Annotated in this window: 11 protein-coding genes; 8 read left to right on the plus strand and 3 right to left on the minus strand. The window is 64.1% G+C overall.

Features of this window, described 5'->3' with window-relative positions:
* Nucleotides 1-201 precede the first annotated feature (201 nt).
* The 6 genes from ACN0WF_RS16485 to ACN0WF_RS16510 are packed head-to-tail and all read left to right on the plus strand — an operon-like array spanning nt 202 to nt 5,411.
* Complete coding sequence (locus ACN0WF_RS16485; protein WP_417773873.1) at nt 202-1,140, plus strand: ABC transporter permease; 939 nt, start codon at nt 202-204, stop codon at nt 1,138-1,140.
* Entirely contained in the window at nt 1,140-2,012 is an 873-nt protein-coding gene (locus ACN0WF_RS16490; RefSeq protein WP_417773874.1) for an ABC transporter permease, read from the plus strand. Before ACN0WF_RS16485 ends, ACN0WF_RS16490 begins: the two co-directional genes overlap by 1 nt.
* A 1-nt stretch (nt 2,013) precedes the next feature.
* Nucleotides 2,014-3,561: an ABC transporter substrate-binding protein gene (locus tag ACN0WF_RS16495; RefSeq protein ID WP_417773875.1), complete on the plus strand. Its 1,548-nt coding sequence runs from the start codon at nt 2,014-2,016 to the stop codon at nt 3,559-3,561.
* A gap of 50 nt (nt 3,562-3,611) precedes the next feature.
* Nucleotides 3,612-4,214 (plus strand): hypothetical protein, encoded by a 603-nt coding sequence (locus ACN0WF_RS16500; RefSeq protein WP_417773876.1) that lies wholly within the window; start codon nt 3,612-3,614, stop codon nt 4,212-4,214.
* A gap of 3 nt (nt 4,215-4,217) precedes the next feature.
* Nucleotides 4,218-4,817 carry a hypothetical protein gene (locus ACN0WF_RS16505; RefSeq protein ID WP_417773877.1) on the plus strand — a complete coding sequence of 200 codons (600 nt, stop codon included), beginning with the start codon at nt 4,218-4,220 and terminating at the stop codon, nt 4,815-4,817.
* Between the two features lie 54 nt (nt 4,818-4,871).
* Nucleotides 4,872-5,411 carry an adenylate kinase gene (locus tag ACN0WF_RS16510; RefSeq protein ID WP_417773878.1) on the plus strand — a complete coding sequence of 180 codons (540 nt, stop codon included), beginning with the start codon at nt 4,872-4,874 and terminating at the stop codon, nt 5,409-5,411.
* A 136-nt stretch (nt 5,412-5,547) separates the two neighbouring features.
* Here the strand turns inward: ACN0WF_RS16510 and ACN0WF_RS16515 are convergent, their stop codons facing one another.
* From ACN0WF_RS16515 to ACN0WF_RS16525, 3 genes are all read right to left on the minus strand, one after another.
* The gene (locus ACN0WF_RS16515; RefSeq protein WP_417773879.1) at nt 5,548-6,489 is read right to left on the minus strand and encodes a hypothetical protein; all 942 of its coding nucleotides are present in this window, start codon (nt 6,487-6,489) and stop codon (nt 5,548-5,550) included.
* Between the two features lie 126 nt (nt 6,490-6,615).
* Nucleotides 6,616-7,632, minus strand: coding sequence for a betaine--homocysteine S-methyltransferase (bmt, locus tag ACN0WF_RS16520; protein ID WP_417773880.1), 1,017 nt, complete (start codon nt 7,630-7,632; stop codon nt 6,616-6,618).
* Nucleotides 7,633-7,848: 216 nt separating this feature from the next.
* The gene (locus tag ACN0WF_RS16525; protein ID WP_417773881.1) at nt 7,849-10,410 is read right to left on the minus strand and encodes a GcvT family protein; all 2,562 of its coding nucleotides are present in this window, start codon (nt 10,408-10,410) and stop codon (nt 7,849-7,851) included.
* A gap of 226 nt (nt 10,411-10,636) precedes the next feature.
* Between ACN0WF_RS16525 and ACN0WF_RS16530 the strand changes: the two genes are divergently transcribed.
* Entirely contained in the window at nt 10,637-11,227 is a 591-nt protein-coding gene (locus tag ACN0WF_RS16530) for a hypothetical protein (protein WP_417773882.1), read from the plus strand.
* Between the two features lie 191 nt (nt 11,228-11,418).
* Entirely contained in the window at nt 11,419-12,963 is a 1,545-nt protein-coding gene (locus ACN0WF_RS16535) for a trimethylamine methyltransferase family protein (RefSeq protein WP_417773883.1), read from the plus strand.
* Nucleotides 12,964-13,235 lie beyond the last annotated feature (272 nt).

Here is a 13,235-nt window from a genome sequence, read left to right on the forward strand (position 1 = left end):
CTCGCCCATTTCAACCTGCTGAACAGGACGGCACGTGCCCGCTCAACCCTGGGCGGCAAACGCCTGTGGAATCCCGCATCCTTCGTCATTTTATGAGGGTGAAACTCCTGTTTTAGTGCCCGAGAGCATGGACATTTCGGCTTAAATCTTGAACTCTGCGCTCAAGTTTTCTCCGACAGATCGTCCCTTTCGCACCACGCCATGGCACGCCTCCTGCTCATTCGGCTCGTCTCGGCCGGGCTCCTGCTTCTAGCGATCTCGGTCGCGGGCTTCGCGCTGCTACGCCTGCTTCCGGGCGACTTCGCGGAAATCCTGCTGATGTCGCAGATGGATGGCACATTGCCGAGCCCGCAGGCGGTGGCGCGGTTCGCCGCGGAGAACGGCCTCGACGCACCGCTTCCCCTGCAGTATCTGCGCTGGCTCGGCCATCTCCTGTCCGGAGATTTCGGCGTATCACTGGTGACGGGCGAACCGGTGCTCGCCGACCTCAAGCTGCGTGTCGCGGCGTCGCTGCAACTTGCGCTCGCCGCCCTCGGCCTGGCGCTTGCCATCTCGCTTCCCGTTGGCGCGCTCTGCGCCGCCTTTCCCGGCAGTCTTCTCGACCGGGCGCTGGCCGCCTTCGCGGTCGTCGGCATGTCGATCCCCAATTTCTGGTACGCGCTGCTTCTGGCGCTCTTCTTCGCCCTCACGCTCGGTTGGCTGCCGAGCACCGGCTACGGCTCGCCCGCGCATATCGTGCTGCCGGCGATCGCCATCGCCACGTCGATCTCCGGCATCCTGGCGCGCTATGTGCGCGGCTGCCTGCTGGAGGAACTGTCGCAGCCCTATGTCCGCACAGCCCGCTCAAAGGGCCTGTCGCCGGCGCGCGTGCTGCTGACCCATGCCGCGCCCAATGTCTTTCCCGCCGTGCTGACGCTGACCGGCATGCAGTTGGCACGCATCTTCGACGGCATGATCATCGTCGAGACCCTGTTCGGCTGGCCCGGCATCGGGCGGATGATGGTCGAGGCGCTGCTCGCGCGCGACTACCCGGTCATCCAGGCGTGCTTCCTCGTCGTCGCCTGCGGCTATGTGATCGTCAATCTCGCGGTCGACTACATCATCGCCGTCTACGATCCGCGCGTGCGGGAGGTGGTGTGATGCCCTGCCATGCCCCGGTCGCCAATAGACGCGGGCCTGTCGCACGCGCAGCCGCGCGCCATGGCACCGGCCTTGCCGTTTGCGTCGCCCTGCTTCTTGCCTTCGTGCTGGCCGGTCCGCTGCTTGCCCCCCACGATCCCTATCACGCCGACATCATGAACCGGCTGGCGCCGCCTGGCCTCGACTATCCGCTCGGCACCGACGCCATGGGCCGCTGCATGCTGTCGCGCCTGCTCTACGGCGCACGGCTCACCACCTTGTCGGCGCTCGCGGTCGTCCTCGCCGCCGCCTCCTTCGGAACACTGGCCGGCGCTTTCAGCGGCTATTTCGGCGGCATGCCGGACCGGGTGCTGATGCGCCTGTGCGAGGGCTTTTCCGTGCTGCCGGCGCTGGCCATTGCAATGGTGATTGCCGGCGTGCTGGGGCTGGGGCTCCAGGCCGTGATCATCGCACTCGCCGCCGTCCACTGGACGGAATACGCCCGGCTCGTGCGCAACGTCACCATGGTCGAGCGCGCCAAGACATACGTGATGGCCGCCGAAGCGCTCGGCGTGCCGCGTCTGGAGGTCATCCGCCGCCACCTCCTGCCGAACATCCTCGGCCCACTCTTCGCGATGGGCAGCTATTCCATGTCCTGGGTGATCCTGTCCTTCGCCGGACTGAGCTTCCTCGGCCTCGGCGTCGAACCTGGCGCTCCCGAATGGGGCCGCATGATCGCCGAGGCGCGCAACCATCTTCGCGAACATCCAAGGCTCGTGCTGGTGCCGGGCCTCACCATCATGGCCTTCGTCATTCTCATCAATCTCCTCGGCGACGCTCTGGGAGACCGGTTGCGCGACGGCCGCACCAACTACCTGACCACAAGGAGCTGACATGACCCTTCGCCTTGCCCGGCTGCGCAAGTTCGCGCTTGCCGCCCTGGCCACCGCAACCCTGCTCGCGCCGGGCGCACCGCAGGCCGCCGAAACTCCGTCCGACACGCTCGTCGTCGCCACCATGTGGGAGGCGTTGCCGCTGTCCATGAAGCCGCGCCGCAGTCGTTTCTTCAACGAGAGCGAGATCCTCGACACGCTGGTCAAGCTCGACTTCGACATGAAGCTCATCCCCGGGCTGGCCACCTCCTGGGAGCGCGTGTCGCCGACCACCTGGCGCTTCACCCTGCGCGAGGGCGTGACCTTCCACGACGGCGCCCCCTTCGACGCCGAGGCGGCGAAGTTCTCGCTCGAGCGCGTGATCGCGCTGCTGCCCTATGCCGCCGACCTGCTCAACATCAAGTCGATGACCGCCGCCGGCCCGCTCGCCCTCGAGATCGAGACCTCCGAGCCCTTCGCGGCCCTGCCCAACCAGCTCACCGACGCCATTGCCGGCATCTACGGCAAGGCATCCTTCGACGCGGCCGGCGCATTCGTGAAGCCGGTCGGCACCGGTCCCTGGAAGTTCGTCGACTACCGCAAGCAGGACCGCACCATCGTCGAGCGCTTCGACGGATACTGGGGCCCGGCACCGGCGCTGAAGAGCATCGAATACCGCTACATTCCCGACCACAACGCCCGCGCGCTGGCGCTGGAGACGGGCGAGGTCGACTTTGTCGTCCACCTGCTGCCCTCGGACGTCGCCCGCCTGTCCCGGGACAAGACGTTCAAGGTCTACCAGAACGAGAGTGCCGGTCTCTACTATGGCGCGTTCAACGCTGGCCAGAAGAGCGTTCTCAACGACGTGCGCATTCGCAAGGCGGTGAACCTGCTCGTCGACCGCCAGTTGATCGTCAAGGGAGCGCTGGACGGCGTCGGCAAGCCGGCCTGGACGTTCTTCCCTTCCTCCTTCCCCTGGTCGAGCGAGAAGGTCGAGCCCTACAAGGTCGATCCCGAGGCCGCAGCAGCCCTGCTGCGCGAGGCAGGCTACGAAAAGAACGACGGCAAGTGGATGAAGGACGGCCAGCCGCTGACGCTTCGCATCCTAAGCTATTCCAGCCGCGCCGAAATGCCGACGATCACCGAGGCGATGGCGATCCTGCTCCAGCAGCAGGGCATCGACACGGACGTCAAGATGTACACCTGGGAGGGCATGCTCGACCTGGTGAAACAGGGCGATTACGACGTGTCGGTCGTGTTCTGGACTCCGGAGATGACCGGTCATCCGGACCTCCACCTGAAGTCTCAGTTCCACTCCGGCGCCGGGCTGAACTACCAGTTCTGGTCCAACCCCGAGTTCGACGCGCTGGTCGACAAGGGCCGCACCCAGGACGCGGGACCGGAGGCCTTCGCCACCTACGAGAAGGCGCAGCAGATCCTTCAGGACGACGCCCCGATCATCCCGCTGGTGCACAAGGTCTACGTCGCTGCCTCCAGCGCCGCGGTTGACGGCTACCAGGTGCACCCGTCCGGTTTCTTCTACAATTTCAAGGAAGTGACCAAGAACTGACCCCGCACCCGGCCGGCGTCCCTGCCGGCCGGGCCACTTCGGAGCATGCCATGGCCTCCTGCCTTTTCCTGAAGCCCATCAAAGGCGCCGGCGGCGACCTGCCGGACATCTCCGGCTTCGTCGACGATCTCGACCAGATCGACCACTACGCGCTCGCCGAGGCCGATCTTTCCCGCTATCGCGCGCTGCTCGTTCCCGCCCACCTCGACCAGCGCTTCTTCGGCACGATGACGGACAGGATCACGGCCTTCCTCGACGGTGGCGGCACGCTGGTCTTCAACGGCCATGTCGCCTGGCCAATGCTGCCAGAGTTCCACACCTTCCAGGTCCTGCCCGAGGTGACGCTGGAAACGCTGGAAGTGCATCGGGTCGCGGCGCATCCGGTGTTCGAAGGCGTCGATCCGCGTGAACTCACCTACCGGCGCGGCGTCGCCGGCTTCTACGCCCGTGGCCACAATCCGCCGCCGGAAGGTGCCGTCACGCTGCACGGCCTGGGTCCGTCGCGGGTGCCCTGCGACTGGGTCTACGAGCGCCCGCGCGGCGGACGCATTCTCATGCACGCCGGCAATGACCTTTGGATGTACGCCGGCTCCTCCGACACCACCGCCCGCATCGTCCCCCAGTTGTGCCGCTGGGCGGCAACGGAGTTCTGAGATATGGCCAGGATCACGGTTCTCGACAGCGGAACCTACTACCATCATCGCACGATCCACGAACCGCGCTACCGCGAGCGGTTCGACGAGGTCGTCTACATTCGCGACCTTGCCCGCATCGACCTCTCGACGCGCGAGCTGGTGCTGGTGTCCTGCCGCACGGACCCCTCCCAGCTCATCCCCTGTCGGGAGCAGATCGCCGACTACCTCGCCGGCGGCGGCACCATCATCGCCATGGGCTCGACCGGCCAGCCGTCCTGGCTTCCTGGCGTCGTCTGGCACGATACGCCAACGAACTTCTGGTGGTGGAAGGAAGGTGGGAGCCTCGGCCTCGAAGCGGTTGCGCCCGATCATCCGCTCTTCGGACATATCACCCTGACCGATGCGACCTGGCATCACCATGGCCATTTCGACGTACCCGAGGGCGCGACCAGCCTGATCGACGTCGCCGGAAAAGGCTCCGTTCTCTATGAGGACAAGGTAACGACGAACGGTACGATGATCGTCACCGCACTCGATCCGATGTACCATCACGGCAGTCACTTCATGCCCGCGACGACCCGCTTCCTCGATGGCTTTCTGCCCTGGCTGCAGAGCCTTTGAGGAGGCCGACACCACGCTCTGGCAGCGCGCCGCCAATTTGGCTATTGAACCGGCATGACCGACGCAATTCGCATCTACATCACCGGCGCCTCCTGCGCCGGTGTCACCACGCTCGGCCAGCGGCTCGCGCAGCGTCTTGGCATCCCCCATGCCGATGTCGACGATTTCTACTGGCTGCCGACCGACCCGCCCTATTCCCGCAAACGTCCGCCACTTGAGCGCATTCCGCTGATTGCCGGGGCGCTCGGCGCGGGAGACTGGGTGCTGACCGGCTCCTTCGACGGCTGGGGCGATCCGCTGATCGAGACGGCCGGCCTCATCGTCTTCGTCACCACGCCGACACCGGTCCGCATGGCCCGCCTGATGGAGCGCGAACGTCAACGCCACGGCGAACGCATCCGCCCCGGCGGTGACATGCACGAGATCCACACCGCCTTCGCCGACTGGGCCTCGCGCTACGATGAGCCGGAGTTTTCAGGCCGCAACCGCGCCCGCCACGAAGCCTGGCTCGCACAGCAATCCACCCCCGTGCTGCGCGTCGACGGAAGTCGGCCGGTGGAAGAATTGATGGAGACGGTGCTCAGAGCCGTCTAGCTTCTCCGCCGCCTTCTCCGGCTGCCAGAACACAAGCGCTCCCGCTCTTGGCCCCCGGACCAGCGCGCCCGCGATAGCAGACGCGGACCTGCACGCTCGGCGACGGCCTCATCGAAAAGAGGCAACATTGTCAGATTTATACTTCCAGAGGAGTGATGGTGGAAAAGCCCTTCGAGCGTGAAAAGGCCATCACATGCCGAAAATTCTGCATGGCCTCTGAAGGATCAAGCGTATCCATTTTAAGACTGCAAAACGTTTCGCGAACAAAGTGGACAGACAGAATAGGAACACGCTCCATGCGCCCGTTTGACTTGTTTACGGCTTGCGCCATGCAATTTACTAAAATCTCATCAACCGGAACAGACGAAAACAACTCACCCGAAACTCTTAACGCAGCACCACAAACATGATCTTGATATATTTCATTACGTTGCGCATCCGGCATACGACTTTCCGAAAGTCGCCCACTCGATAGGACTTTACGCCGAAAATTTGGAACCACATCCTTATCGTTAACATACAGATTCGCTTGAATAAAACCTGTATTTATATTATACTCAATTTGCTCTCCTAGAAATTCAATCCGAGTGAGTGACGTAAGCTCCTCGAGAATTTTTTTCAGTGTCTCGACTTCACCAGATACTGCCATCTTGGCAAAATCATTTTCGACTTGCCAATCGGCCAAATCCTTCGAATATTTCTGAAGTGCTTGTTCATAAGCCTCTTGATCCACCTGTGCCGCAACCTCGAAATTCGAGACCAGTCTTGCCTGCAGACGTTTCGAGCCCCCTTTGAAGAAATGATAAAATCGAGGCCTGAATACTCTGAGTGCGTTCTCCGCACGATCCAAATGCTCGTTCGAGAAAACGGGTTCGACGGGAGGCGGCAAGGTCGCAAGTCGCTGCCAGTCAACCGTGGATCGCTCAAACACATGAACACTGGTTAGGCGCTCAATAAGATCTTCCCAATCCTCAACCGCCGAAACTGCATCGGAAAAAACCCGCTGCTTGTGCCGTTCCTTTTGCCGACGCATGGACTCGCGTTCGGCTGCTCGCGCGGCCGCGGCCAGCGACCGCATCGTTCCTCTCCACCCCACCGCAGCTCCCCCAGAACAGTTTGCGTGTATCACCCAGTCTTCGGTGAACCCCGCCACGAAACGTTGCATTATCGCGCTCTGGTTGCGAGAAATATAGAGAAAACTATCCTAGCTTCTCCGCCGCCTTCTCCGGCTGCCGCCGTCCCCCTCTTCGCCCACCGGCTGAAGAGCCGCCGGCGGGGAGACGAGCGGGCCGAGGCGGGCGACGATTTCCGCCACGCTCGGGCGCGCGCCCTTTTCGTGCACGTCGAGCGCCGCGCGCATGGCGGCAAGGTGGGTGTAGGAGGTGCCGCAGCAGCCGCCGATGATGCGCGCGCCCGCGTCGACCGCAAGCCGCGCATAGTCCCCCATCAGCTCCGGCGTGCCGGTATAGACCACCTCATCGCCGCGAATGACCGGAATGCCGCAATTGGCCTTGGCGACGACGACTGCCTGCGGGTAGGCCGCGGTGATCTCGAGGATCGCGGCAAGCAGGTCGGAAGCGCCCACGCCGCAATTGGAGCCATAGGCGACGGGAGTGCAGGCGAAGTCGCCGGTGAGGGCACCGAGGGCGGCCGGTCCGAGACCCATCATGGTGCGCCCGGCCGTGTCGAAGCTCGCCGTCACGACGAAGGGCATGCCGACGGATGCAGCCGCTTCGGCGGCGGCGCGCATTTCCTCCGCCGCCGACATCGTCTCGATCCAGAGTACATCCGCGCCACCGTCCTTCAGCCCTTGTGCCTGCTCGGTGAAAGCCGCGACCGCGTCTTCGTGGGTGAGCGCGCCGAGCGGCACGAACAATTCCCCCGTCGGGCCGATGGACCCGCCGACGATCACCGGGCGTCCGGCGCTGTCTGCGATGTCGCGCGCCAGACCGGCGGCGGCGGCGTTCAGCTCGTGCACCCGGCCCTCCAGCTTGTGCAGCTTCAGCCGGTGGCGGTTGGCGCCGAAGGTGTTGGTGAGGATGATGTCGGCGCCGGCTTCCACGAACTTGCGGTGCAGGGTGCGGATCTTGTCCGGCTCGGTGACGTTCCATTCCTCCGGCGGATCACCGGAGGTCAGGCCCATGTCGAACAGGTTGGTGCCGGTCGCGCCGTCGGCCAGCAGCGTGCCATTTTGCGCGAGGAGTTCTTCGAGCTTGCTCATCGTCTTGCCTTGTTGCCGTCATGGCGTGTGTTTCTGTATGCCGTGGTGGTGCGGACCGCCGCGGACCATCGTGTTCCTGCAACGCCCCTGGCGTCCCATTCTGCTGTCCCCCCGGGCAGGCGCAGCGCGACCCGGGGTGACGCCGGAGAGGCTTGCCAGTCGGGACGACAGCAGATGCACCGGGCCACGCCCATGGTCCCCATCCCCGCCGTGCCCTCAACTGCGCGGTTTCAGGTTCTGCGGATCGTAAAGCGGTGCGTAGCCGACGGCGGCCACCTCGACCGGGAAGGTCTGCGAGAAATACTCCACATTCAGCTTGCGCCCGACCTCGGCATGCTCGTGCGGCAGGTAGGCGAGCGCGATATTCTTGCCGATGGTCGGGCCGTAGGCGATGGACGTCGTGTAGGAAAGCCGGCCGAGCGCATCGACCAGCGTCTTTCCCGTTTCGGGATCGATCACCGGCAGCGTGCCGACCGGATAGCGCGCCGTGCCACTCGCATCGACGTTGTCGGTCATCACCAGGGTGCACAGCATTGCCGGCTGGTGCACCCGCGCCCGGTATTCCAGGTGCCTCGCCTTGCCGCGGAAATCCGCCTCCTTGACCTTCGGGCGGGCGAGATCCGCCTCATAGAGGTTGTACTGGGTTAGAAGATCGGCGTTCTGCAGACGCAGGGATTTTTCCAGGCGCCGCGAGTTCGCGTAGGTCTCGACCCCGACGGCCGTGACGCCGAGCGCGCGCAGCGCGTCCCAGACGGCAAGCCCGTCCTCATAGGCCATGTGCAGCTCCCAGCCCTGCTCGCCTACATATGAGAGCCGCAGGGCCATGACCTTCCTGCCGGCGATCTCGATCTGCCGGAGCGCCGCGAAGGGGAAGTTTTCCGGATCGAGCGCATCGGGATCGGAGACGGCCTGCTTCAGGTTCGCGCGCGCGTTCGGCCCCCAGATGCCGATGGTGATGAACGCCTCGCTGACGTCGGTGACCGTGACGTCGAAGCCCTTGTCCCGGGCGACGCGCTTGACATAGTGGTAGTCGCGCGGGCCGGCGTCGGCACCGTCGATGACGCGGCAGCGGTCGGCCATGCGGAACACCGTCAGGTCGGCACGGACCATCCCCTCGTCATCGAGGAAATGGGTGTAGATGCCCTTGCCGATGTTGCCGTCGCCGCCGATCCTGGCCGCGCAGAGCCACTCCATCAGCGCGACATGGTCCGGCCCCTCGACCTCGAACATGTAGAAGTGCGACAGGTTGATGAGGCCGCAGTCCTCGCTCATCGCCAGATGTTCGGCGTTCGACACGCGCCAGAAATGGCGGCTGTCCCACTCGTTCTCGCGCATCGGCACGCGGTCGCCGTATTTTTCGAGCAAGGGCTCGTTGGCGGCGTAGCCGTGGGCGCGCTCCCAGCCGCCGAGCTCCATGAAGTGTCCGCCAAGCTCGACCTCGCGCGCGTGGAAGGGCGAGCGCTTGATGTTGCGGCCCGTGGCATAGGGTTCGCGCGGGTGTATGGCGGGGAAATAGATCTTCTGGGCCGCCTCGTAGCAGCGCCCCTCGATGAACCCTTCGCTCAGCTGATGCGGATAGAAGCGCGCATAGTCGATCGAGGCATGATCGATCTCGGTGCGGCCGTCGGTGATCCAGTCGGCAATGAGCTTGCCGTAGCCGGGGCCGTCCTTCACCCAGATGGCGATGCAGTACCACAGCCCGCGGACCTTCTGCGATTCACCGCAGGACGCGCCCCCGGCGGCGGAAACCTGCAGCAATCCGTTGAAGGAATGGCCTTCGTTGTAGCCTAGCTCGCCGAGGATGGGCGTCAGCTCCATGGCGCGCTCGAGCGGCTCGATGATCTGCTCCATCTCGAGATCGCGCTGCGATGGCGAAAGGCGGGCCTCGTGCTTCTCCTGCAGGTCGCGCGGATGGCACATGCGCGGATGGTTCGGCTCGTAGTAGCCCCATTCGATCTGGCCGCCCTCGGCGGTCTTCGGATCGCCGGTGTCGCGCATGTAGGCGGAGTTGCCCTGGTCGCGCAGGAGCGGATAACCGATGTCCTTGCCGGTGCCCTCGAACGCGTTGAAGGGGCCGAAGAAGGTCAACGGATGGTCGACCGGCATCACCGGCAGGTCCTCGCCGACCATTTCGGCGATGAGGCGGCCCCACAGGCCGGCGCAGATGATCACATGATCTGCACGGATCGTGCCGCGATGGGTAACGACGCCGCTGATGCGCCCGTCTTCCACCACCAGCGATTGCGCCGGCGTGTTGGCGAAGGACTTGAGCTTGCCGGTCTTCTCGGCCTCATCGACGAGCTTGCCGGCCACCGTCTGCGAGCGCGGGATGACGAGGCCCGCGTCGGGGTCGAACATGCCGCCCTGAACCTGATCCTCCTCGATCAGCGGAAAGAGTGCCTTGATCTCGGCGGGCGTGACGTGACGGACATTGGTGCCGAATGCCTTGCCGGATGTGACCTTGCGCCGGATCTCCTCCATCCAGGCATCGTCGCCGGTACGCGCCACCTCGAGGCCGCCGACGCGGGCGTAGTGGCCCATCTTCTCGAAGAAGTCGATCGAGTACTGCGTCGTCCAGACGGACAGGTAGTCGTGGCTGGTCGTGTAGCAGAAGTCGGAGGCATGCGCCGTCGAGCCGATGTCGGTGGGAATGCCAGACTTGTCGATGCCCACGACGTCGGTCCAGCCGCGTTCGATGAGATGGTGCGCGATCGACGCGCCGACAATACCGCCCAGGCCGACGATAACGATCTGTGCCCTTTCCGGAAACGCTGACATCTTTCACCTTTCTCGCATGGACACGGCGCGGCGGACCGCCCCCTCGCCGGTCAGTATCGCCACAGAACAGACCGTCCAGTGGCCTGATTGCGTCATGGTGACATCACCGCGACGACACGGGCGCACCAAAATGCCGGCTCCGGCGAGCTGGCATTGGTGCCCCCCGCTGTTGACAGGCTGTTTGATCTTCACTATCGGCAATTTTGGGTTGAGGGAGACGAGAAGAATGTTGCTGCGCCGAACTGTCCTGATCGCGTCGATGGCCGGGCTTGCCGCCTGCCAGACTGCCAAGCCGATTGCCATGAGCGTCAACTACCAGCCAACGAACCCGACCGCCGCGCATGGCGACGTGCTGGCGGAGGCACGTGCACAGGGACAGAACATTCCCAAGCTTCGCGGCACGGAGTTCGTCACCGTGCGCAGCTATCGCTACACGCTGCACAAGGACAGCGGCACGGGCATCAAGGAAGAGATGACCGGCGCCGACTGCACCCTCGAAAGCGACGGCTACTCGGCAAAATTCCGCACGCCGGCGCAGGTCAAGGTGCCCAACTACGGCTACGCCTCGCGCCCGGTCTCCGTGCGTTGCAACGCGCCCGGCTACAAAACGGGCTTTGCCAATGCCGGGGCGGAAAACGAAACGCGCAAGGCGATTTACCGCGCCGGTGCCAGCAACGGCCTCGTCGGTTTCGTCACGGCTTCGATCATCGACGCCGCCAATGACGAGGACAATGACGACTTCAAGTATCCGCTCGTCTCCGTGATCATGAACCAGGAAGACTGCGACTCCTCGCAGCTTGGCTGCCGCGCCCAGTAACCCTGGCGCGCCGCGCGCACCTGCCCTCGCCGCTGCCATGACGCTTTTAGAGAATCCGACGCCGCTTTCGCGCCGCAGAGGCTGCATGCCTCGGCGCACAGTGACGCGGACGCACTCCGTGCCGTGCCCTGCAGGTCTGCCGGGCGGCACGGCACGGCGACAGCGCAGTGACGACAAAGGACTTGCAGGGCATGAGCGAACATGAGGACACCCGCACGTCGCGCCGAGGCCGGGCGGCACGCACCGAGAAACGCCGCGGATCGCAAAAGGCGGGCTCCGTGCCCTACATCACGCGCAACATCCCGGTCTACGACATCCTGAGCGACGAAGGGGCGGAGCTGATCGAGGCCAACGCCGACCGTCTGCTTGAGGAAATCGGCCTGGAGTTTCGCGACGATCCCGAAACGCTGGAGATCTGGCGCAAGGCGGGCGCCGATGTCTCCGGCGAGCGGGTGCGGTTTCCCCGGGGCATGCTGCGCGCGTTGCTGAAGACCGCCCCGGCGCAGTTCACCCAGCACGCGCGCAACCCGGCCCGTTCGGTGGAGATCGGCGGCAACAACACCGTCTTCGCGCCGGTCTACGGCCCGCCCTTTGTCACGGATCTGGACCGCGGCCGACGCTACGGCACGATCGAGGATTTCCGCAATTTCGTAAAGCTGACCTACGCGTCCCCGTATCTGCATCATTCGGGCGGAACGGTCTGCGAGCCTGTCGACCTGCCGGTCAACAAGCGGCATTTCGACATGGTCCATGCGCATCTGAAGTATTCCGACAAGCCGTTCATGGGCTCGGTCACCGCCCCCGAGCGGGCGCGCGATTCCGTCGCCATGGCCGAAATCGTCTTCGGCAAGGAGTTCGTCGACCAGAATTGCGTGATGATCCAGCTCATCAACGCCAATTCGCCGCTGGTCTTCGACGCGACCATGCTCGGCGCGCTCAAGGTCTATGCGGCCGCCAACCAGGCCTGCATCGTCTCGCCCTTCATTCTCGCAGGCGCGATGAGCCCGGTCACGGTGGCCGGGACCCTGTCGCAGGTGCTGGCCGAGGCACTGGCGGGATGCGCGCTGACACAGCTTGTGCGCCCCGGCGCGCCGGTGGTCTTCGGTGCTTTCGTCTCCTCGATCTCCATGCAGTCGGGCGCCCCCACCTTCGGCTCGCCGGAGGGCAGCCTGCTGCTCAACGGCGCCGCCAAGCTGGCGCGACGCTCGGGGCTTCCATTCCGCTCCGGAGGCTCCTTCACCGCCTCCAAGACGCCAGATGCACAGTCGGCGCAGGAGTCGGCGCAGACCATTCTGGCGACGCTGATGTCCGGCGTGAATTTCTGCCTGCACGCTGCCGGCTGGCTCGAGGGCGGCCTGTGCTCGTCCTACGAGAAATTCGTCATGGACGCCGACCAGCTCGGAATGATGCATGTGCTGGCGAAAGGAATCGATCTTTCGGACGAAGCGCAGGCGATGGATGCGCTTGCCGAGGTCGGACCGGGCGGTCACTTCCTCGGCGCGGCACATACGCAACGCAATTTCGAGAGCGCCTTCTTCCGGTCCGAGATCGCCGACAACAACTCCTTCGAACAATGGAGCGCCGACGGCGGTCTTGACGCCGCCTGGCGGGCGAATCGCAAGTGGAAACAGATGCTTGCGTCCTATGAAGCACCCCCGCTCGATACTTCGATAGACGAAGCACTCATTGCATTCATGTCGAGACGCAAATCAGAATTTCCCGACAGCAATGTGTAGAACGCTTCATTCCAACGCAGCGTAATCTATATATCATCAAGATTAGACGAGCCTCTTCGCGCAAAAAAGCGTGAAGAGGCCGAATTGATGGCAAATCGACCCGTGAAAACGGCAGGGATTCCGGGTGCGGAATCAGGCCATTCGGCATGACTTTCCTATATTTTTTTCGAATACCCCCTTTCCATGTGATTCATATTTTGCTTATCTAAGTCCACCGACAGGGTAATAAAGCGAACCAAAAGAGTTCGCAGAGGGGGACATGCGTCAATCGC

This window comes from Stappia sp. (genome assembly GCF_048268045.1).
GTDB lineage: Bacteria > Pseudomonadota > Alphaproteobacteria > Rhizobiales > Stappiaceae > Stappia.